Origin of the sequence: Rothia halotolerans, assembly GCF_004136635.1 — a bacterium.
In the GTDB taxonomy this organism is placed as follows: domain Bacteria; phylum Actinomycetota; class Actinomycetes; order Actinomycetales; family Micrococcaceae; genus Rothia; species Rothia halotolerans.
This window is the reverse complement of record NZ_NOIU01000004.1, coordinates 159173-180379: the sequence shown is the minus strand read 5'-3', so window position 1 is coordinate 180379 and position 21207 is coordinate 159173. Positions and strand designations below refer to the sequence as shown.

General features: G+C 68.8%; 18 protein-coding genes. 12 read left to right on the top strand and 6 right to left on the bottom strand.

Annotated features, from left to right (window positions below; genetic code table 11):
- Window position 1 precedes the first annotated feature (1 nt).
- From cas1e to EWV39_RS12005, 3 genes are read right to left on the bottom strand one after another with little or no spacing between them, the layout of a single operon-like run.
- Window positions 2-940, bottom strand: coding sequence for a type I-E CRISPR-associated endonuclease Cas1e (gene cas1e, locus EWV39_RS12015; RefSeq protein WP_129660553.1), 939 nt, complete (start codon window positions 938-940; stop codon window positions 2-4).
- A gap of 8 nt (window positions 941-948) precedes the next feature.
- Complete coding sequence (gene cas3, locus EWV39_RS12010; protein WP_165313298.1) at window positions 949-3576, bottom strand: CRISPR-associated helicase Cas3'; 2628 nt, start codon at window positions 3574-3576, stop codon at window positions 949-951.
- Window positions 3573-4268, bottom strand: a complete 696-nt coding sequence (locus tag EWV39_RS12005; RefSeq protein WP_129660547.1) for a type I-E CRISPR-associated protein Cas6/Cse3/CasE — start codon at window positions 4266-4268, stop codon at window positions 3573-3575. The genes cas3 and EWV39_RS12005 overlap by 4 nt, the downstream gene beginning before the upstream one ends.
- Window positions 4269-4524: 256 nt before the next feature.
- Here EWV39_RS12005 and EWV39_RS12000 point away from each other — a divergent pair, with 256 nt between their 5' ends.
- From EWV39_RS12000 to EWV39_RS11980, 5 genes are all read left to right on the top strand, one after another.
- Window positions 4525-6225, top strand: a complete 1701-nt coding sequence (locus EWV39_RS12000; RefSeq protein ID WP_129660544.1) for a type I-E CRISPR-associated protein Cse1/CasA — start codon at window positions 4525-4527, stop codon at window positions 6223-6225.
- The gene (gene casB / locus EWV39_RS11995) at window positions 6222-6896 is read left to right on the top strand and encodes a type I-E CRISPR-associated protein Cse2/CasB (protein ID WP_129660540.1); all 675 of its coding nucleotides are present in this window, start codon (window positions 6222-6224) and stop codon (window positions 6894-6896) included. Before EWV39_RS12000 ends, casB begins: the two co-directional genes overlap by 4 nt.
- A 35-nt stretch (window positions 6897-6931) precedes the next feature.
- Window positions 6932-7996, top strand: a complete 1065-nt coding sequence (locus EWV39_RS11990) for a type I-E CRISPR-associated protein Cas7/Cse4/CasC (protein ID WP_129660537.1) — start codon at window positions 6932-6934, stop codon at window positions 7994-7996.
- Window positions 7993-8697 carry a type I-E CRISPR-associated protein Cas5/CasD gene (gene cas5e, locus EWV39_RS11985; protein WP_129660534.1) on the top strand — a complete coding sequence of 235 codons (705 nt, stop codon included), beginning with the start codon at window positions 7993-7995 and terminating at the stop codon, window positions 8695-8697. Before EWV39_RS11990 ends, cas5e begins: the two co-directional genes overlap by 4 nt.
- A 322-nt stretch (window positions 8698-9019) precedes the next feature.
- Complete coding sequence (locus EWV39_RS11980; RefSeq protein ID WP_129660531.1) at window positions 9020-10066, top strand: universal stress protein; 1047 nt, start codon at window positions 9020-9022, stop codon at window positions 10064-10066.
- Window positions 10067-10085: 19 nt separating this feature from the next.
- On the opposite strand, the gene EWV39_RS11975 is transcribed toward EWV39_RS11980, so the two are convergent.
- Window positions 10086-11114 carry a LacI family DNA-binding transcriptional regulator gene (locus tag EWV39_RS11975; protein WP_129660528.1) on the bottom strand — a complete coding sequence of 343 codons (1029 nt, stop codon included), beginning with the start codon at window positions 11112-11114 and terminating at the stop codon, window positions 10086-10088.
- Between the two features lie 135 nt (window positions 11115-11249).
- Here EWV39_RS11975 and EWV39_RS11970 point away from each other — a divergent pair, with 135 nt between their 5' ends.
- Window positions 11250-12599 (top strand): APC family permease, encoded by a 1350-nt coding sequence (locus EWV39_RS11970; protein ID WP_238148329.1) that lies wholly within the window; start codon window positions 11250-11252, stop codon window positions 12597-12599.
- Window positions 12600-12742: 143 nt separating this feature from the next.
- On the top strand, window positions 12743-13222 hold the full coding sequence (locus EWV39_RS11965) for a hypothetical protein (RefSeq protein ID WP_129660525.1): 480 nt from the start codon (window positions 12743-12745) through the stop codon (window positions 13220-13222).
- A gap of 26 nt (window positions 13223-13248) precedes the next feature.
- Here the strand turns inward: EWV39_RS11965 and EWV39_RS11960 are convergent, their stop codons facing one another.
- Window positions 13249-14682 (bottom strand): APC family permease, encoded by a 1434-nt coding sequence (locus tag EWV39_RS11960; protein WP_202864929.1) that lies wholly within the window; start codon window positions 14680-14682, stop codon window positions 13249-13251.
- 245 nt (window positions 14683-14927) lie between these two features.
- Between EWV39_RS11960 and EWV39_RS11955 the strand changes: the two genes are divergently transcribed.
- The 4 genes from EWV39_RS11955 to EWV39_RS11940 all read left to right on the top strand — a co-directional run bounded on the left by EWV39_RS11955 (window position 14928) and on the right by EWV39_RS11940 (window position 18502).
- Window positions 14928-15413 carry a helix-turn-helix domain-containing protein gene (locus EWV39_RS11955; protein WP_238148328.1) on the top strand — a complete coding sequence of 162 codons (486 nt, stop codon included), beginning with the start codon at window positions 14928-14930 and terminating at the stop codon, window positions 15411-15413.
- Between the two features lie 7 nt (window positions 15414-15420).
- Complete coding sequence (locus EWV39_RS11950) at window positions 15421-15981, top strand: PIN domain-containing protein (RefSeq protein WP_129660522.1); 561 nt, start codon at window positions 15421-15423, stop codon at window positions 15979-15981.
- Window positions 15982-16185: 204 nt separating this feature from the next.
- Window positions 16186-17826: a PTS sugar transporter subunit IIC gene (locus EWV39_RS11945; protein WP_193554713.1), complete on the top strand. Its 1641-nt coding sequence runs from the start codon at window positions 16186-16188 to the stop codon at window positions 17824-17826.
- Between the two features lie 88 nt (window positions 17827-17914).
- Complete coding sequence (locus EWV39_RS11940) at window positions 17915-18502, top strand: hypothetical protein (RefSeq protein WP_129660519.1); 588 nt, start codon at window positions 17915-17917, stop codon at window positions 18500-18502.
- Between the two features lie 58 nt (window positions 18503-18560).
- Here EWV39_RS11940 and EWV39_RS11935 read toward each other — a convergent pair whose 3' ends face one another.
- Window positions 18561-19448: an arginase family protein gene (locus EWV39_RS11935; RefSeq protein WP_129660516.1), complete on the bottom strand. Its 888-nt coding sequence runs from the start codon at window positions 19446-19448 to the stop codon at window positions 18561-18563.
- 282 nt (window positions 19449-19730) lie between these two features.
- Here EWV39_RS11935 and EWV39_RS11930 point away from each other — a divergent pair, with 282 nt between their 5' ends.
- On the top strand, window positions 19731-21200 hold the full coding sequence (locus tag EWV39_RS11930) for a sugar porter family MFS transporter (RefSeq protein ID WP_129660513.1): 1470 nt from the start codon (window positions 19731-19733) through the stop codon (window positions 21198-21200).
- The last annotated feature ends 7 nt before the right edge of the window (window positions 21201-21207 follow it).

The following is a 21207-nucleotide window of genomic DNA, read 5'->3' as shown; positions in this document are numbered from 1 at the left end:
CCTACTCCTCCTTTCCGTATTGGGTATGCCCAATGGCTTCATCCTCGGTATCCGCCACCAACCTGTCGTCATCACGCGCCGGCAGATAAGGGGTAAGGACCTCCATGAGCGCAGCGAGCATTCCTTTGAGGACCCCCTGTCGGACCAGTTCGGCCCGTACAGCCTTCCGAACCGTAGTAGGCACATCGTCCTCCTTCGAGGCGGCGAAGGCGATCGGAATGCTGATAGTCGGCTTATAGAGGTCCGCCAGGTCGTAGAGCAGCGATCGCGCATTCCCCCGGTGGATGATGCCCAGTGCCGGATTGATCCCGATGGCCGCACAGGCGGATGCAGCACACCCGTACAGGATGGAGTTCGTGATGTTCAGAGCGATGTTCACCGGGTCATCGGAATCGGTGTTGCGCTTGAACTTCTCCACCTTGTGTTTCTTGGACATCTCCCGGTATAGGTTCCTCATCGCCCGCCCTTCGAGGCCGCGCATGGTCGCGATAGAGCCGCCGGGCATATGCTCCATGCCCAGCTGCTTCTTGTAGAACACCATCGCCGCGATCCTCTGGTGCTTCTCCTGAGCGACAAGGCGAGCCTGGGCGATGGCCCACCGCGCCGAAGAGGTCAACGGCGTCGCATGGGCGTAGGCCGGCACCCCGCCTCCACCTGCGAACAGCACCGTGACCCCCGACCGAGTGCAGGACGTAATCGCAGGCTGGGTGATGCTCGTCCCCGGCCCCAGAATGAGAACCGATATCCCCGCCACGGGCATCTGCACACGACGCCGCACCACCTTCTCCGCGGCGTCGTCCTCCCCGATGGCGACGACGCCGGTGCGGTCCTGCCGTACAGCGCAGTACTCGATGTACAGGAACGATACGCGGTCCTCCAACCGCACCTGATGTCCCACGGGGAGCGTGGAGAAGGCCACGGCCTCATCCGAATACGCCATGTATCCTCCTATGCGTTCTTCCGGAGCCCGAAGACCGGATCGTAATGAGTTTCGGCAGTTTCCAGCACCCAGTATCTGCTCAGCACGGACTCGGCATCCCGCAACGGCTCAAGACGTGCGTAGATCTCCCGGTGACTGGCTGGCAGAGCCACCGAGGACCGCAGGGCCTGTCTGATCTTCTCCTGATCGCGACCCTTCAGCCGTTTCAGCTCCTCCACCGTGCCCGGCCATGCCCCCGGCACAACGGCCGGGTCCCCGCACAGGATCACTTGCCGGAGCTCCTGGTCGATCAGGCGCGTCCGCCTCTCCACGGCCTCTTCTGATACGTCTTTCTCAGCCCTCGTCAAACTCGTGAAGGTTCCGAGGTCGCACCATGGATCCAGGATCCAGCCCATATCGTGGGCGGAGATTCGCCCCTTCTGCGACCGAAGGGCGTCGTCCGCGTACTTCTCGAGATCGGCCTCGGTCGGATCCAGGATGTTCTCGAAGGTGACGGCGGAACCATCGATAAAGTCCTGACAGTCCTGCGGCACCCTCAGCGTGCGCGTCGCTGAGAGCCACTCCCACGTCCTGTCCAACTCGGCCCTGAAGTACGGCTTGGCCTTGTACTCATCAGCATCGGCGATCCGGAGAAGACGAATAGACATCCCCTGAGCCCCCGGAATCCTGAGCTTCCTCTCGGGATCCTCCCGCCTCCACACGCGTCCCGCCCGCTGGATCAGGGAGGGCGCCGGCGAGAGCTCGGTGCTCAGGAGATCGAGATCGATGTCCAGGGACGCTTCGATCGCCTGGGTCCCGACGACGGTGAGGGCCCGCCCCCTCCTCCCCGAGCCGATCCGCTCTTCCAGCATCGTGGCGTTGCGGCGTCGATGCTCGGCGGTCATCCGCGAGTGCAGGAGGACTACGTCTTCCTCCTCGTGAGCCAGGGTCTCAGCGACGCCCTGCGCGCGGGCCACCGTGTTGCAGATGACGCCGATGCGCGCCTCGGGCCACTGCTCCCGCATGTTGCGGACCCACTCGATGTGGGAGTCGACGAGTTCATCGGCTGGAGCTTCGCTCATCTCCCACGAGATGGCATGTTCCCGAGCCGGCAGATCGGTGCGCTCCCGGGAGGGCGACTCAGAGGCGAAGTTCTCGACGGAGGGGAAGCAGGGGGCCGCCGAAACGGTTTCCTGCGTATAGGCTTCCACGAACATCCTCCGCTGCCAGGCCGGCAGCGTGGCAGTCAGCAAGGACACCCGAGTCCCCGTGGTCCCCCACCACCGGAGCAACGGGAGGAGCAGCTGTGACTGGTACTGATCCATGGTGTGCGCCTCATCCAGCACCACATGGGCGTTGGCGAGCGCCAGGAGCCGGAGGTGCGTCCACTTGGCGGGAAGCGAGCCCATCAGCGCCTGGTCCACGGTCCCCACGCAGACGGGGGCCAGCAGCCTGGAGCTGCCGGACCTGACGAACTCGGCAGGATAGAGACCGCCGTTGTCCGGCTCGCCCTCCCCGTCCTGGACCACCGTGACGGGAGTGCTGTAGAAGTCCTCCGTGGAGGCCAGGCCGTGGGCGAGGGCCGCCACGTTGGGGTTGTCGCGGAAGAATCCTTGGATCCGACGCATCAGGGCGTTCGACGTCGCCTGGGTGGGAAGCAGGAAGATCAGCCGCTCCTCCGCCGTCGAATGCCGCAGCGCTGCAGCTTCCGTCTTGCCTCCCCCGGTCTGGACCATGACGTTCCACAGGCCTCGCCCCGCCTTCAGCGCCTCCTCCTGGAGAGGGCGGGGCTCGAACTCTCCGAGGATCGCCCGCTTCGCCTCTTCCTCGTCCTCCCACCCCGAGTAGATCCCCACCGTCTGCCGGATGCGACGCAGCGCGCTCTCCTCCCGGCTGGTCAGCCACGCTCCCGGCTCCTGGAGGCTCAGCTCCCCGGACGCCATGAGCCCCTGGGCCTCCATCACCCAGTCGGTCCCGGAGGCGATCCGATCCGCGAGCACCGTCAGCCCGGAGAGGAGGATGGTCACGGCATTCGGGGCGCTCTCCGGAAGATCTGCCTCTTCCAGGCCAAGACTCTCCCTGAGGATGCCGAGAAGATCCCGCTGGGCGGTGACCCAGCCTCCCTTCTCGTGCATCTGCTCGATCTTCTTCTCTTTCAGCGTCGCTCCTGCCCCGTACAGGAAGGGAACGACGAAACGGCCATGATGCCCCATAGCCGGCAGGACCTTCCACAGATCCTCAGCCTCCTCTGCGGAACTGAACACCCCGGGATGGAGAGCTTTCGCGGTGACCTGCTCGTGGCGGGAGGCTCCCTCGATCTGCGCGCGGCCCTGCAGCCCCTTGACGGGATCGAACGTATAGTCGCCGGCTTCCAGGAGCCGGGCCCTGATCCGGTCCCACTCGGGACCGTGAGCATGCGGCTGCCATTGGAAGACCGGAGACGCCTTGCCGACGTCGTGCCCTCCGGCGACCCATGCCACGAGCCGCTCGGCGTTCTCGCCGAGCCCTTCCTCGAGCAGCCCTCGGAGCCCCGGGCGCAGCCAGTGCCGGTAGAGCTGGCGTGCGACGACGGCGGTGTCCAGCAGATGCGCAAGGAGTGGATAGGGCTCCTCTAGACCATGCTGCTTGGCCCACAGCGCCTCGTGCGTCCGCTTCACGGGATCCGCCGGATGCTCAGCAGACCGCACCCGTAGGACTTCGCCCGCCCGACGCCCTCGCGCAGCAACCGCTCCAGCTTCGCGGGATCCTCGACGTAACCCACGCCGTCCACGGTGTCGACCTGGACGGTCGGCCCCGCTCCGGTCTTCCGGCCCCGTCTGTCGGCGCCCAAGACCTGACGCTGGTGGTTGTTCAACGCGACGTCCGCCAACGCGCCCTCGAGCTTCCGGGCCACCCATTCGCTCATCCGAGGCAGATCCATCGGAGCCGCATCGTCGTGATCGAAGGGAATCGGCGTGATCGTCCTCTCACCCTTGGCCCTCCTCTCCGAAGCCTTGGTCCGGCGCTGGATCGCGTTAACGGCCAGCCGGAAGGCCACGGCCGTCCCTTCAACCGGTGCCGAGAGATCTGCCTCACGGACGTCCAGACGCCCCGCCAGATCCGGCGCCTCCACCGGAACGGCCGCCTGCACCAGGAAATAGGGCGGAAGTCCCGGCGTATGGTCCAGACGGAAGAGGATGCGTGAATCCTGACGCGGGTGATCCTCTCCGAGATCTCCGAAGAGACCCATGACGGCGCGGTGCCGGAAGCGCGGATCGTCCACGTCCCAGCCACCCTCGGGCTTGTTCTCCTGCGTTCGCAGGAGCGCCTCGTGGACCGGGTAGCGGATCAGGTAGGTCGGGGGGTTCATCGGGCATCCTCCTGGTGTCTCGATCGAACGCGGACATAGAATTGATGCCTGCGCTTCTTCCCCGCGCGGAGCGGGGGTACTTCAAGTTGCCTATAGGTTCATGCATAGATTCGTGGCCCTTCCCCACAACAGTGGGGGTACAAGATGAGCCACCATCCAGGCTACTCATTATCTGTTATTTTTCAAACAGTTGGCTATAAGTTGACCACCCCCTTCTTTTCGCTTACCGTGGAGTCCACCCGACAGAGGAGGCCCCGTGGGAACCAATGCCCTGATAGACACCAGCTGGATTCAGCTGAGCGTCCCCGATAAGAGCTGCTCAGACACCAGCCACGCGGATGAAAAGTCCCCGACCCCACGCGTCCGGCGCTCGGCGACTCCTCGCGATGCCCTCCTCATGGCGCATGAGTCGGGCGTCGACCTCGACCTGTCCCTGCCTGCGTATGCGCTCTCCGCCCAGTACCGCTTCCTCGCCTCCCTCATCCCCTCCATCCTGCGCGAATGTGAGCCAGATGACACCATGAGGCGACGACACAATCCCGCACCGCATCTGCTCAGGCATGGACTGCCCGAAGACGCCGTCGACCGGGGGCTGGCCACTCTGCAGAGGGGCGCGAACCTCTTCGACGCGACCCAGCCCTTCATGCAGCGTCCGCCCGTTCCCCCGAGCGGCCCCAAGGACACCGCACGAGCCCTCGGGCCAGGCCAGCAGCCGGTCAAGAAGCTCTCCCCCGCTATGCCCTCCGACGCCGGGGAGGACTTCTGGCACCTCTCCGTCGCGCAGCCGGGCAGACTGCCGGTGGAGGAGGCGACCCTGGCCCTCGTCATCTACCATTACTTTTCGATGGCGGGGAACAACGCCTACGATGGCGACAAATGCGCCATGGGCGCCCCGGGCTTCCGCTATCCGGGCAAGGGGTTCGCGGCCACCGAGATCTTCTGGCGCGGCGATTCGCTGCTGAAAACGCTCCTCTTCTCCGTTCCCCGCACCTGGGTCGAGGGAACCGGCCTTCCCGCTTGGGCCGACCGCACCGGCGCCCTCTCCACCAACCCTTCCGAGGGGACCGAGCATCCGCTCTGGCGCGCCACGTGGAGCTCCAACACGGTGGCCGCCGCATGGGAGGGGACCGACCTCGTCGGCGCCCGTACCGGCGGCATTCCGGAGGAGTGGTATGTGCCGTCGATGGGCCAGGACAAGCAGAGCCGGAAGAACTGGTGGGACCAGCGCAACACCGAGGATCCCTTCTATCTGTATCTCCCGAACCAGAACGGCGAGCTCAAGGCGCAGCGCCTGGACTTCGGCCGCGACGCCGTGGACCTGGCCGTCGAATGGGTCGCCGAGGGCAAGGTGGAAGCCGCCGCTGCGAGCGCCTCCGACCGCCTCGATCTGCCGGAGAGGATCACTCCGTCCTTCGCCCGCCACCAGGTCGAGGGTACTGCGTCCTCCCCCAGCATCCGCGCCTCCCAGATCTTCGAGCCCAGCGAGGACCAGTGGACCTTCGGCTTCGACGATGAGACGCAAATTGCCGTCATAGGGCACGCGGGCCTGATCCGGCAGCTCCACGGCATCGTCTGTGCCCCTTTCCGGCGCCGCAACGCCGGAGACGCCAAACGCGAGGCGCAAGGCCACGGTGCCGTCGTCTTCGACAACCTCGAGGCCCGTCGCGGCGACGCGTCTACGGCCTTCTGGCGTCACATCACCCCCGTGTACGAGGAGTTCATCCGCGAAGGAAGCGGCGAGCAGCACTTCATACCGGATGCCACCGTCCTGAAAGCGCAGCAGGCCTGCATGGCCGCATTCGACGAGATCCTCGCCCCGCACCGCGAACAGATGCCCGGCCGCGCGGCCTTCGTCCGGTCCCGGATCCAACGTCGCGTTCTGTGGACCATCAGAACTTTCATCGGCAACGACGACGAGACAGACGACCCCCACGAGATGGAACGAGAAGAACGATGACCGAGCAGCAAAGAAGTCCCGAACTCGCGTTGATCCACGAGATCCTCCGGCGTCGGGAGCACGAGAGCTATCGACGGGCCAGGGCGGAGATCCGTCGCGGAGCTTCGCCGACCACCGAACACTACGCCTACCCCTACGTCATCCCTCGGTTGGCGAATCCGGCCGATGGCACCAGCCGCACTGTCCTGCTCCGGATCGCGGCACTCGCTGCGGAGTTCACGGCCGTGCCCCCGTTCTCGCCTCGCCGGGAAATCTCCGAGGCGGAACGGCCGGAGGGCGAACACAGGAAGCGGAGCACACCCGCCCGCAAGTCCCTGGGCCGCTGGGCCTACGAGCTCGAGGCGGCGAGGTCCGGGGGGACGCCGTCCCTCGATCCGGATCGCCCCGGCATGGTGGCGAGCAGGATCGCCTACCTCCACACCCAGGATCATGAGGAGGCCATCACCGCGGTACGGCGTCTCCTCCAGATGGCCTCCGGCCTCGGCGCCCGCATCCCCGACATGGACTATGCATCCCTCTACTGGCTCTTCCTGCGCTGGGGCAACGGCGTCTCCGAGGCCTCTGCGCAGGTTCGACGCCGTGTCCTCCAGGACTTCTACTCCGGCTATGCCGCAGCCCCCGAGGCCGCAGGCACTGCGGAAGACCCCCTCGATCAGTCCGACCCTTCCTGACCCCCCCCCACCGAACACCGACCGAAGGAACACCCATGGCACGTCACCTGACCATCAGCCTTGTCACCGTCGTCCCCTACTCCAACCTCAATCGCGACGACGGCGGCGTCCCCAAGCGCGTCATGCAGGGCGGGGCACTCCGGGCCCTGCACTCCTCGCAGTCCATCAAACGCGGCATCCGCACCGCCTACGAGAACGCCAGCCTCGAAGACCGCAGCATCCGCTCTGGCAAGATCGCGGCGGAGGTTGCGGACATCGCCCTGACCATCGATCCCGCGGCGGACAAGACCGCCGTGGAGAAACAGGCCAAGAAGATCATCGGCGCGCTCACCAAGAATGAGAGCACCGACGACGGGGCCGATCGTTCGACGTGGCTGAGCAGCGAGGAGATCACCACCGCAGCGCAGGCAGCCTTGGACGCGTCCGACAAGCCCTCGGCCGACTTCGTCCAGCCGGGCCGCTCCGGATCCCTCGCCATCGCTGCCTTCGGGCGTATGTTCGCAGCGGCTCCCGAGAAGGGAACCGAGGCCGCGTTGAGCGTCTCCCCCGGCGTCACCACCCACCGAGTCAGCATCGACACGGACTACTTCTCGACGGTGGACGACGTCAAGGAGCGGGAGCGCCAGACCGGCGCGACCTTCCTCGGCGTCTCCCAGTACGTCAACGGCGTCTTCTACCGCACCGTCACCATCGACAAGGAGCAGCTGAAGGAGAGCTGGTCCGGCTTCGACCTCCCCGATGCCGAGGAGAGGCTCGGCGAGCTGATCACCGCGATCCTCTACGGGCTCCCCCGCGGCAAGGAGCACAGCTCCGCCCCCTACGTGCAGCCCGCGCTCGTGCTCGCCGAGGAGCAGCGCTACCGGACCGCATACGATTTCGAGACCCCGGTCCAGAACGCTGAAGAGGGCGGCTACCTCGAGACCACCATCGACCGTCTGGGTGAGCAGTACGCACAGGCCCGCAGCTTCGACCCCGGGAACTTCGGCCCGACCGAGGCGCTGACCGGCACCTACGCGGGCCTCGAGGGCCGCTTCGGAGAGCTGACACCGGTGGACAAGGACGCGTTCGTCCAGCGGGTCGTCGGATGGATCCGCAAATGAGCGACTCCGTCTACATCCGGCTGGCCGGCCCCATCCAGTCATGGGCGGGGCCGGCCGTCACGGGGAACATCGTCCGCACCGAACGGCTTCCGACGACGACGGCGCTGCGGGGCCTGGTAGCCGGAGCCCTCGGCGCCCGCCGCGGGGAGTGGCCGGCATGGCTCGACGAGGTGGACTTCACGGTCCGGGAGGACCGGGGCGGCCGCCTGATGGACGACTACCAGACCATCAACCCCCGCCGTCAGGAGGAGGAGTTCCGTCGGCGCATCCTGCTCGCACAGGGTCGCAAGGCCCGCGGGGACAAGGCGCTCGTGTTCACCCCCGATGCCCAGAGCGGGACCTCCATCGTCAACCGCACCTACATCGCGGACGCGGAGTTCCTGGTCAGGATCACCTGCCCGGGGCACACCGAGGAGATCGACCAGGCGCTGGCCTCACCGGCCTTCAGCACCTACCTCGGGCGCAAGGCGTTCCCGGCGGCTTTCCCGTTCTACCTCGGCATCGGCAACAGCGAGCTGCTCAGTGCGCTTCCCCTCTGTTCGGCAGGGGCGACGCGGAAGCATGTGCCGCTCCTCTTCCATTCCCGCTCGCCCTTCGCGTCGAGCAGGAAGCCGACGAAGCAGGAGGTGCCCGTCGTGGGATCGCGCGCGGACTGGCTCAAGGAGGTCGGCAGGACGCTGCGGCGTCGTCATACTCTCTGAGGCAGCTGGGGCGGCATCCGGCCGATGCCGCCCCAGCCGACGCGGGGACCATTGACCCCCTGTAGATCCGCTGGTGGGTCTCTCGAGACCATACTGCGTACGAGGTTTCGCAGATCGACTCCGAAGTGAAGCCTTCTGCTGTGGTGCAAGATGCCCCGCTCCGTGCTGATGCATTTCTCTGCTCCCCGGCATTATTGCCCGTCTCCTTTTCCAACGTATTCGCGGAAACACTTGATGATTCATCGGGAGATGGGCCGAGGAAATATCTCCGGAAACGACCCGCGCCCTACAGTTTCCACACGCAAGACACTAAACTTGTGATATGGAGAATACACACGAGAAAAACCGGAGCGAAACGGTCGTCGTCGGGATCGACGGCTCGGAGAACAGCCAGCGGGCCTTCGACGTCGCGCTGGCGATCGCGAAGCGGCGGGGCTGGGACCTGCACGTGATCCACGCGTACTCCAGCCTCACCATGCCCTACGCCTACGGCGCGGACCTGATGGCGCAGAGCCGCCGCGAGTACGAGGAGCAGGCCCGGGGCATCTTCGACGGCATGGCGGCGAAGGCCAAGGAGGCCGGCGTCGCCATCAGCTCCGAGACCACGGAGCACGAGGCGGTGAGCCTGCTGGTGGAGGAGTCCCGCTCCGCGCAGCTGGCGGTGGTCGGCAAGCGGGGGCACAACCGCTTCGCCGGGAGGTTCCTCGGCAGCGTCTCCGCCGCGCTCTCCGCCCACGCGCACTGCCCCACGCTGGTGGTCCCCGACCGGGCCGGCACCGAGGGGAGCGGGCGGCTCCTGGCCCCCACCCAGGAGCGTCCCGAGCGGGAGGCCGAGGAGGAGCCGACCCAGCTGATCGCCGAGTCCGAGCGGCGGGAGCCCGCCCGGGAGTTCGAGAACGTCGAGGTCGCGCTCAACTTCGACGACGAGGTCGTCGTCGGCATCGACCACGGCGACTCCGCCGCGGCGGCGGTGGACGCGGTCACGGAGAAGGCCGCGGAGTACGCCGAGCAGCTCAGGAAGCCGCTGACCCTGGTCTCGGCCGAGCCGCTGACCAGCCTGAACTTCTTCCCGACCTCCGCGCGCTACGGCCTGAAGATCCCGGAGTTCCGCGAGCGCCACGCCGAGCGGCTGGAGGAGGTCGTCCGGCAGGTCTCGCAGAAGCACCCCGACCTCTCGGTCCGCTGGCGGTTCTTCGACAGCACCCCGGCGGGCGTGCTCGCCGAGGCCACCCGGACCGCGGCCCTGGTGGTGTTGGGCACCCGCGGGCACAGCGGATTCACCGGGCTCCTGCTCGGCTCGGTGAGCCAGAGCGTGCTCAACCGCTCCGCGGGCCCCGTGCTGGTGGTACCCACCAGGAAGCGGGATTAGCCGTCACCGACCCGATGGCTCAGTGCGGTGAGCCGCCGGCCGGTGCTCCGGTGGAGCCCCGCTCCACGAGCCGCAGCGGGTGGGCGGGTGCGGGATCGCCGGCGCCCTCCTCGGCCCGGCCGCCCGCCGCGATCCGCTCGATCAGCAGGCTCGCGCACAGCTCGCCGAGTTCCGCGGGCCGGTGGTCCAGGGCGGTGATCCCCGGCGTGACGTGCCGGTAGGGCGTGCTGTCCACCGCGCCGGCGACCAGCACGTCCTCCCCCACGGTCAGGCCGTGCAGGTGCACGGCGTCGAGCACCCCCAGGGCCGTGCCGTCCGGCGCGCTGACGATGGCGTCCGGCGGCCGCTCGGCGTCGAGCATCCGGCCGGCCGCCCGCGCGACCTCGCGGGCCGAGGCGGCGAAGGAGGTCTGCTCCAGGATGGGGGCGATGCCGCGCTCCGCGCACCACTGCTCGTACGCCCGGGCCGAGCGGAGGCCCCACGATGAGTTGGTCCCCGCGCCGATGAAGGCCGGGCGGCGCGCTCCCCGGGCGAGCAGGTGGTCGAAGAGGGCCTCGATCGCCGCCCGGTGGTCGGGTTCCACGACCACCTCGGCCGCGCGTCCGCTCCCCGGGGTCCGCTCGCTGGCCACGCACGGCTTCTCGCCGTCCAGGACCTCGCCCAGCCCCGGGTCGTCGCCCAGCGGGTCCACGACCAGGACGCCGTCCACCCCGTCCAGCGCCGAGGCGGCGTCCTGCCCGGCCGGGAGGATGGTCAGCGCGTAGCCGGCGCGGCGGGCACCCTCGGCGGCGCCGAAGACGAAACGCATGTAGTACTCGAGCATGCCCACCTGGAAGGGCAGGTGCAGGCCGAGCACCCCCGCCCTGCCCTGCCGGAGGTGCCGGGCGGCGGCGTTGCCCCGGTAGCCCAGCCGCTCCGCCGTGGACCGGACCCGCTCGCGGGTGCCCTCCGAGATCCGCCCGGAGCCCCCGAGCGCGGCCGAGGCGGTGGTCCTGGAGACGCCCGCGGCCTGGGCCACGTCGAGCAGGGTGATGTTCTGGTTGCGCATAGTCCCCCATCCTAGATCAGAGACGACCTTGTGCTGGATCACATTCGAGGCCTAGACTCTCGCATTGCGGGATCGATCCCGCAGCGTCACGGCAGGCCGGAAGGTCGCGCCGCCGTATGAAGGAGAAGATCGCCGGTGCCAGATTCCAGCGCCCCCGCCACGAACGTCGTCGAGTTCCGCAGGGCTCTGGGCACTCCCTCGCTCGTGCTCCTCGGGCTCGTCTACATGGTGCCGCTGACGGTCTTCACGACCTACGGCATCGTCACCGAGATCACCGGCGGGCGCCTGCCGGTGGCCTACGCCGTGACGCTGGCGGCCATGCTGCTCACGGCCCGCTCCTACGGGCGGATGGCGCGCGCCTACCCCGTCGCGGGCTCGGCGTACGCGTACAGCAGGCGGACCTTCGGCGGCGCCGTCGGCTTCGTGACCGGCTGGACGCTGATGCTGGACTACATCTTCCTGCCGATGATCAACTACCTGGTGATCGGCATCTACCTGCACGCGGCCATCCCCTCGGTGCCGGTCTGGGTCTTCACTCTGTCCGGAATCGTGCTGGTCACCGCGCTCAACCTCTTCGGCATCGTCGCGATCGCCCGGGCGAACTACGTCATCGTGGGGGTCCAGGCGATCTTCCTCGTCGTCTTCGCCGTCTGCGCCTTCACCGCGCTGAGCGGCACCGGCACCGTGGACCTCCTCGGTCCGCTGACCGGGGACGGCTCCGAGCCCGGCGTCCTGCCGCTCTTCGCCGGGGCCGCCATCCTGTGCCTGTCCTTCCTGGGGTTCGACGCCGTCAGCACCTTCGCCGAGGAGGCCCGCGAGTCCGAGCGGGTGATCCCGCGGGCGATCATGCAGACCACCCTCATCGCCGGCGTGCTGTTCATCGGCGTCTCCTACCTCTCCTACCTCGTGCTGCCGGGCACCGTCTTCGACGACGCCGACGCCGCGGCCTTCGAGGTCATGAACACGGCCGGAGGCGTCTTCCTCGCCGCGTTCTTCACGGCCGCCTACGTCGCCGGCTCCCTGGGCTCGGCGCTGACCTCCCAGGCCGCCGTCTCCCGCATCCTCTACGCGATGGGGCGCGACGGCGTCCTCCCCCGCTCGGTCTTCGGACGACTGAGCGCCCGGTGGAAGAGCCCCGTGGGCGGCATCGCGGTCACCTCGGCGGTGGCGCTGCTGGCCCTGGTCCTGGAGCTGGAGTCCGTGTCCTCGCTCATCAGCTTCGGCGCCCTGACCGCGTTCTCCCTGGTCAACCTCGCGGTGATCAAGCACTACTTCTTCGAGCGGCGGCAGCGCGGGGCCGGAGGGGTGCTCTCCAACCTGGTGCTGCCCGGGGCCGGGCTGCTGGTGACCGTATGGCTGTGGACCAGCCTCTCCTCCCTCGCGCTCATCGTGGGGATCAGCTGGTGCGTCCTCGGCGTCGTCTGGGTCGCCGTCATCACCCGCGGGTTCCGCCGGCCGACGCCGAGCCTGGAGGCCATGGACTGAGGCGGCCGCACCCGGCGGGCCAGCCACCTCCTGCCCCTGTGGCCCAGAAGGCGCGGGCAGCAGCAGCCTCGGCCAGGTCCCACGCCGGGCTTCCGCCCCTGTGATGCAGAACGCGGATACGGGACCGCCCGCAGGGCCTAGACTTGACCGCCATGACCGACCCCTCCGCTCCGCCGCACTCCCATCCGCTCCGGCGTCGCCCCTGGCCGTGGCTGCTGCCCGTCCTCGCGGGCGCGGTCGGCGTCGTCATCGGAGTCCTGATCACGCTGCTGTGCACCGTGCTGCTCTCGCCGGAGGCCTCGGGGAGGAGCTCCACCACGGCGGAGGCGGTCATGGCCTGCGGCGTGGCCGAGCGGGACGGCGTCAGCTTCCGGCAGGGCGAGCAGAACCCCGAGATGCGGATGAGCTGGGCCGCCGCCGAGGAGTCCGACGCCGGGAACCTCGACGTCGCGAACGGCGACGTCCGCTGCGTGCTGGACCGCCTCGGTGCCTCCTCGGCGGAGGTCCAGCGGCTGCTCGACTCGGACCGGGCCAGCGCCTCCCAGGTGCTGGAGGACTACCAGGTCACCGTGCACCTGGACGACCCCGAGCACCAGTACGCGGACTTCCAGCCGACGCACTGACGGAGGCGGTCGGCGGCCGCCGCCGGCTAGCGGGACTCGGCCTGCCGCTTCTTCCCGACGCGGTGCGCCACGTAGGCCACCACCCACAGCGCCAGGCCGATCACCAGCAGGATCCCGGCGATCTCGTACTGGAGCCAGTCCTCCCGGCTGCGGGCCCAGGGCCCGGCGAGGAAGAGGCTCATCACCGCGCCGAGGATCGGGATGGCGGTCGGGGCTCGGAAGGCCCCCTCGGGCGCCTTGTCCCGCCGCAGGACCAGCAGGGCGACGTTGACCACCGCGAAGACGCACAGCAGCAGCAGCGACGTCGTGCCGCCCAGAGCGCCGACGATGCTGCTCTCCGAGTCCAGGTTGACGTAGACCACCAGGCCCACCGCGAGCAGCGTGCTGAAGAGGATCGAGACCCACGGGGAGCGGCGCTTGGGCAGCACGACGCCGAACACCCGCGGCAGCACGTCCTGCTTGGCCATCCCGTAGAGCAGGCGGCTGGCCATCAGCATGTTGATCAGCGCGGTGTTGACCACCGCGAAGATGGTCAGGAACGGGAAGATCGCGTCCACCGGGATGCCCGGCGCGCCGATCCGCACGACGTCGAGCAGGATGCCGGCGTCGGGGTTCTCGGGGTTCAGCAGGTCCCCGGCGGGGATCACCATGATCACGGTGACGGCGACCAGCATGTAGATCAGGGCGCAGAGGCCCAGGCCCGTGAACATGATCCGGGGGAAGTCCCGCTTGGGGTTCTTGCACTCCTCGACCAGGTTCACCGAGTCCTCGAAGCCGACCATCGCGAAGAACGCCGTGGCCGTGGCCATCGTGATCGCCGCGAAGGCGCCCTTGTCCCCCGGGGTCTCGAAGAGCACGAGCCGGTGCACGTCGCCCTCGCCGTTGACGATGGCGATGACGCCGATGAGGATGACGATCGCCATGATGGCCAGCGTGACCAGCGTCAGCACCAGGTTGAACTTGACGCTCTCCCCCACGCCCCGGAGGTTGATCAGGGCCAGGACCAGGATGATCGCGATCGCCGCGAACATGGTGGCGGTGGAGTCGGTGGGGACGCCGTCCACGAACTGCCCGACGCCGATGAGCAGGTTCTGCCCCACCAGCGTCGAGGAGGTCGCCGCGCTGGTGATCCCCGAGCTCGCCACCGCGAAGGCGACGATGAAGGTCACGAAGTGCACCCCGAAGGCCTTGTGCGCGTAGAGGGCGGCGCCGGCCGCGTAGGGGTACTTGGTGACCAGCTCCAGATAGGAGAAGGCGGTCAGCGTCGCGATGGCGAAGGCGATCAGGAAGGGCAGCCACGCGATGCCGCCGACCTGGCCCGCCACCTTGCCGGTGATGGCGAAGATGCCCGCGCCGATGATGTCGCCCATGATGAGCAGCAGCAGGAGCTTGGGGCCGATGACCTTCTTCAGGCCCGGGCCGTGCTCGTGCACTTCCTCGAGCGCCTTCGTCATGCTCATGTTCTTCGCCTTTCCTCATCCGCCGCGCCGGGAGGCCGTCTCTACGATGGAGCCTCCTCGCGGCGGCCCGGTTCAATCTACAGTACGGCGGGCACGGCGGATGTCATTTCTGTTTCCCCCTGGTTTCCGATGGTCCGGGGCATGTCAGCAGGCGCCGGAGGGGCGGGGTAGCGGGCGCGCTGAGTCTGGCCGGGGCAGAAGCTCCAGGCGTTTCGAATATTTCGTTTAGCCGATAGAATGGGTGCATGACATCGGCATCCCTCGAACGCGAGACGGTGGCTCCCGACCCGAGCCACGAAGACACCATCCGGGCCCTGGCGGCCTTCCTGGAGAGCGCCCCCTCAGGGGCGGACCGAGAGGCCCCCTATCTGTCCTCCCCCACCGGCGAGCGGCAGGAGATCCCGGGTGAGGTGTATTCGCTGCTCACCCGCATCGTCGAGGCCCTCTCTCAAGGACGCGGGGTATCTGTGGTGCCGACGAACACCCAGCTGACCACTCAGCAGGCCGCCGACCACCTGGGAATCTCCCGCCCCACCCTGGTGAAGCTGCTGGAGCGGGGAGAGGTCCCCTTCACCACGGTGGGCAGACACCGCCGGGTTCTCTTGACCGACCTCCTGAGCTATGAGCGCGACGTGACGGGACGACGCCGAGCGGGCCTCGCGGAGGAGACCCGGGAGACCGCGGAGGAAGAGGCCTATTTCGACCTGCCGCCTTCTTCCCGCACGAGGTGAGGCGGGGATGTCGTTCCCCGTACTCCTGGACGCCTGTGCGCTCATACCCATGCCCGTCGCCGATATGCTGCTCCGGCTCACCACCGCCAAGCAGTACAGGGCGTTGTGGTCCGAGGAGATCCTCGAAGAGGTCGAACGGAACCTCGTCTCGCAGCTGGGCAGAACCGCGCAGCAGGCGCGGAGAAGAGTGGACCGCATGCGAGAGTACTTCCCGGATGCTCTGGTCGAGGGCCATGAAGGCCTCAGCCAGGCCATGACCAACGACCCCAAAGATCGGCACGTGCTGGCCGCGGCGGTCCGTGCGAACGCAGAACTCATCGTGACCTTCAACCTGAAGGACTTTCCCCCCGCCGCCCTCGACCCATACGAAATCGAAGCGCGCTCGCCCGATGACTTCCTGCTCGACCAGCTCGATCTCAACGCCTCGGCAGTACTCGCCGTGGCGCGAGAAGTCATCGAGGACATGAGGCGACCGCGCATAGGGTGGACCGAATACGTCCAAGGCCTTTCGGCCTCAGGGTTACCTCTCTTCGCAGGGGCCCTCGACGATGCCTTCCGCCGTACGTGACGCGCCCCTGCGATCCGCGCCGCCCCATCGTGCATTCGGCGGGCCTGCCACCTCGGCTCGAGGGAGGAGAGTGCATACTCCCCCCCATCCCTCAGGGCCTCCACGCAGATGACGTGAGAGCCGGAGCACCTACACTGATCCAGGCGGATCCGCTCCTCGGCGTCGTCCGCCGCCACGAGCAGGAGCAGGGAAGGCAGCATCGGCATGGAACAAGAGGCCACGGCGCCCCGGGAGGCGGGACGACGCCGCGTCGTCGTGATCGGCAGCAGCGGAGGGAACCTGCGCAGCCACGGCGGCGACGACCCCGCCCGCCTGATCCGCGACGTCGGGCGCCAGCTCGACGCCGCCGGCTTCGAGCTCGCCGGCGTCCAGCTGGTGGCGGCCTCGGCCTCCATGGACGGGATCGCGGAGTCCGCGCCCGCCGAGCTGTGGGCCCTCGAGGAGGGCGAACCCAGCGTGAGGGCGGCCGGGCCGCTCGGGGAGGTCAACGACGTCGCCCGCCGGAGCGACCGCGAGCTGGCCGAGCGCATCCGCGCCGGGGAGGTCGACGCCCTGATCATGATGAGCGCCGATCCCGGGGACACCAACGCGCGGAGCGTGGGCGCCGCCGTCGAGCGCGGGATCCCCGCCGCGGGCACCGGCGGCAGCTCGATCGCCGCAGCCCAGCGGATGGGCCTGCGGCTGGTCTCCGTCTCGGGGACCACCGGGACCACCAGCACCACCCGCGCCGTCTCCTACGTCTCGGGGCTCGCGCGGCACTGGGGGACGAGGTACCGGCCCTCCCTGGGCGGGTCGTCCTCGGCCTCCTCGGCCGGGTCCGGCGGCGAGCCGGCCTGGCGGCGCATCAGCATCCGCGGCATCATGGTCGGCTCCATCCCGGCCTTCATCTCGCTAGCGCTGGTCCTGGCGGTCAGCAAGATCCCCGGCCTGGACGTGCTGACGCCGGTCTTCGACCTGCTGATCGCGGCGCTGCCGATCGTCGTCGCGGCCGTCGCGGCGCGCCGGATCAGCGGGCTGGACGAGGTGGGGCTGGTCGCCGGCGCCGTGGCCGGCATCCTCTCCCAGGACGGCGGCATCCTGGGTGGGCTGGTGGGCGGCATCCTCGCCGGGCTCCTCGCCTCCCTCCTCATCAAGTGGACCCTGGCCTGGCGGTTCCCGGCCACCACGGCCAACATCGTCACCGGCGCGCTCGCCGGGCTGCTGCCCGGGCTGGTGGTCCACTTCGTGCTCGCGCCCTTCACCAGCCTGCTCGGAGACTGGGTCAAGTTCGGCATCGAGTGGGCGCTGGAGGTGAGCCCGATCCTGGCGGGCGCCCTGGCCGGCGTCGTCATCTGGCCGGCGATCATCGGCGGCGTGTACCACTCCGTGATCCTGCCGCTGGTGCTGCTGGAGATGGGCCAGAAGGGGCACAGCTTCTTCGGGGCCATCGACATGGTCGCGCTGATCATGGTCTCCCTGGGCGTCACGCTGGCCAACGTCATCAGGCCGCGGACCAGCGGGGAGCGGGCGCTGGCCGGCTCCGGGGCGGCGGTCAACTTCCTCTTCGGGACCTTCGCCGAGGCCTCGTACCCCTTCATGTTCGGGGACAGGAAGGTGTTCACGGGCGCGCTGCTGGCCGCGACGGCGGGCGGGGCCGTGGTCGGCGTGACGGGGGCGGAGGCGACGGCGTACCTGCCGGCCGTCGTCGCGCCGTTCATCTCCACGAGCATCCTCGGGATGGTGCTGGCGATGGCGACGTCGTTCGCCCTCGCGCTGGTGCTGACGCTGCTGATCAACGCGGCCGCGATCCGGAAGGCTCGGCAGACGCAGGCGCCGCGGGAACAGGCCCGGGAGAGGGCCGCGTAGCAGCCGACGGCGTCCGCTCCTCCGCCCAGCCGGGTCGGTCGGGACACGGCGGATGCGAGCGGCCCCGCGCTCGCCTACGGTGGTCCCCATGCGCACCTTGAAGAGACTCTCGCTGCCCGCCGTCCTCGTCGCCCTGCTGGCCGCCGGATGCGGAAGCTCCTCCGAGGCCGAAGGAGAGGGAGGCGATTCGGCGGCCGGCTCGCCTGCGGCTTCCTCGAGCTCCGCCGCGGAGACCTCGTCACCCGACGCCTCCTCGACCGAGGCCTCGCCGGAGGAGACCCCGTCGCCCGAGGCATCCTCCGGCTCCTCCGCCTCCGAGGGGACCGCCGCGCCGAGCTCCGAGGCCTCTCCCCCGGCGTCGGGTGCGCAGGGCAACGTCCTGACCGTGCGGACCGGCTCCGAGGAGCACGAGTTCACCCCCGACATCGTCCGGTGCTCGGGCGAACCCGGGAACATCCAGCACCTCGTGGCGTCCGTGAACAACCAGCCGCCGCTGTTCCGCCTGGCAGGCGGGGAGCTCGCCATGTACAAGCCGGAGAAGCAGGGGCCTCCCTACAAGACCAACAGCCCCGCGGACGTCGGCTACACCGACGAGGGCCTCGTCGCGGAGGGGGCCGATATCGGCGGTGCGGTGATCACCGGCGAGCTGAGCTGCACGGAGTGGGAGTCCGACTGAGCTGAGGCGACGGGGCGTTCGCCCTGTCCCGCTCTCATTCGCCCCATCCGGCCTCACCTCACCCGATCAGCGGGAACCCCGAGACCACCCGCTGGAGGTGCATCACCTGCCGCGGGACGAACTCCGCGATGCTGAGGGCGACGACGTCGGCCTCCCGGTCCACGTCGGCGACCACCCGCCGCGCCTGCTCGCTCGTGAGCCCGCCCCGGTCCGCCCCGAGGCCCAGGCGCACCTCGTCGGAGTCGATGGTGTCCACGTCGAAGTGGACCGCCACCTTGGACGCTCCGGTCTCCCGCAGCCAGGCCAGGAGCAGGGCGCTGTCCCGGCGGAGCGTCTCCGGCGAGAAGACGGTCAGCCCCCATTCCTCGGCGATCTCCGGGTAGGAGTCGTCCGTCCAGTCGTGCATGCCCACCAGGGCGACCCGCTCGGCGGGGACGGTGGCCGGGAGCGTGGCGAGCAGCTCCTCGTCCCCGTGGCCGGTGAGCGCGGAGACGACCATGGCGTGGTAACCGGGGTAGTCGCTCTCGCCCGTGCCCATGTCCGGGTGGGAGTCGATCCACAGGATCGCCAGATCCTCGCCGTACCTCTCCGCGAGCACCGAGAACGGCGCCATGCTCACCGAGCACTCCCCGCCGAGGGTGGTGATCCGCTCGGGCCGGTGCTCGCCGATGATCCGCAGGGCCGCCCGCAGCTGCTCCAGCACCGCGGTCTTGGCCTCGACGCCGTCGCGCTCCTCCAGCCCGGTGTCCCCCATCTCCGCCGGGACCCACTCGCTCGGCCCGGAGTGCTCCGGCAGGACGGCCTCGAGCACCCTCGAGCCCACGGCGTAGCCGCGGCGTGCGACGTCGAAGGGGAACTCCGCCGCCATCTCCCGCACGCTCTGCGTGCCGGCCCCCTGCCACTGCGGCCAGACCAGGCGCAGGTGCTTCGTCCCGTCCTCGCTCATCGCGGGCCCTTCCCGGGCGCCTCGTCACGCCCCTGGATCGGTTTCTGTGGTTTCCCTCTCATCAGATCACATCTCCTTCGGCAGATGCCCGGGAAGGTGCGCGCCTGTGGATGAGGAAGTTCCCGCGTCGAGGGCGAAACCGGATGGAAACTTTGACTGGACAAAGGTGACTAGCACGAGCTAGATTGATCTGCATCACATTGCTAGCACGAGCTAGTACCTCGGCCGGCCTCCTTGCCGGCTCCCGAGAATCCCGACGCGTGGTCCGACGAAGGAGTCCTCATGACGCACACGCCCGCGGAGAAATCCATGACACCTCTCCCACCGCTCACCCGAGGCCCGCACCAGCGGCGGCTCGGCCTGGTCGCACTCGTGGCGACTCTGGGCGGGCTGCTCTTCGGCTACGACACCGGCGTCATCAACGGCGCCCTGCTGCCAATGACGGCAGAACTCGGGCTGACGGCCTTCACCGAGGGCGTCGTCACCAGCTCCCTGCTCTTCGGCGCCGCCGTCGGCGCGATGACCATCGGGCGACTCTCGGACGGCTGGGGACGCCGCAAGACCATCCTCCTGCTCGCCGTCATCTTCTTCGTCGGCACCATGGTCTGCGTGGGCGCCCCGGTCTACGAGGTCCTGGTGGTCGGCCGCGTGCTGCTGGGCCTGGCCGTGGGCGGCGCCTCGACCGTGGTCCCGGTCTTCCTGGCCGAGCTCGCGCCCTACGAGATCCGCGGTTCGCTCTCGGGCCGCAACGAGCTGATGATCGTCTCCGGACAGCTCGCCGCCTTCGTCGTCAACGCCATCATCGGCAACACCCTCGGGCACATCGACGGAGTCTGGCGCATCATGCTCGCCGTGGCCGCGCTGCCCGCCATCGCGCTGTTCTTCGGCATGCTCCGGATGCCCGAGTCGCCCCGGTGGCTGCTCTCCAAGGGGCGTCACGACGAGGCCGTCACGGTCCTGAGCACGATCCGCTCCCCCGAGCGCGCCGAGGCCGAGGCCCGGGAGATCCGCGAGATCGTCAAGCTCGAGGAGAAGACCGAGAAGGTCGGCATCGGGCTGCTCCTGAAGAACAAGTGGCTGGTCCGGATCGTCCTGGTCGGCATCGCGGTGGCGGTATTCCAACAGCTGACCGGCATCAACTCCATCCTCTACTACGGCCAGGTGGTCCTGACGGAGTCGGGCTTCGGCGAGCAGGCCGCGCTGATCGCCAACATCGCGCCCGGGGTGATCGGCGTCGTCGGCGCCTTCATCGCCCTGTGGATGATGGAGAAGATCAACCGGCGCACCACGTTCATCATCGGGTACTCGCTGACCGCGGCCTGCCACTTCCTGATCGGGCTGGCCTCGGTGCTGGTCCCCGAGGACAGCGCCGCCCGGCCGTACGTCCTGCTCGTGCTGATCGTCGCCTTCGTCGGATCCATGCAGACGTTCCTCAACGTCGCCACCTGGGTGCTGCTCAGCGAGATCTTCCCCCTGCGGATCCGCGCGCTCGGCATGGGCATCTCGGTCTTCTGCCTCTGGATGACCAACGCCTTCCTCAGCCTCTTCTTCCCCACCCTCATCGGCGCCTTCGGCATCACTGGCTCCTTCTTCGGGTTCGCCGTGGTCAACGCCGTCGCCGTGGTGGTCATGATCCGTTTCCTCCCGGAGACGCGGGGTCAGACCCTCGAGGCCGTCGAGGAGGCGGTCACCACCGGCGCGATCTTCGCCGTCAAGCCCAAGGGCCGGAGGGGCGCCCGGCGCTCCGGCTGACGGAGCC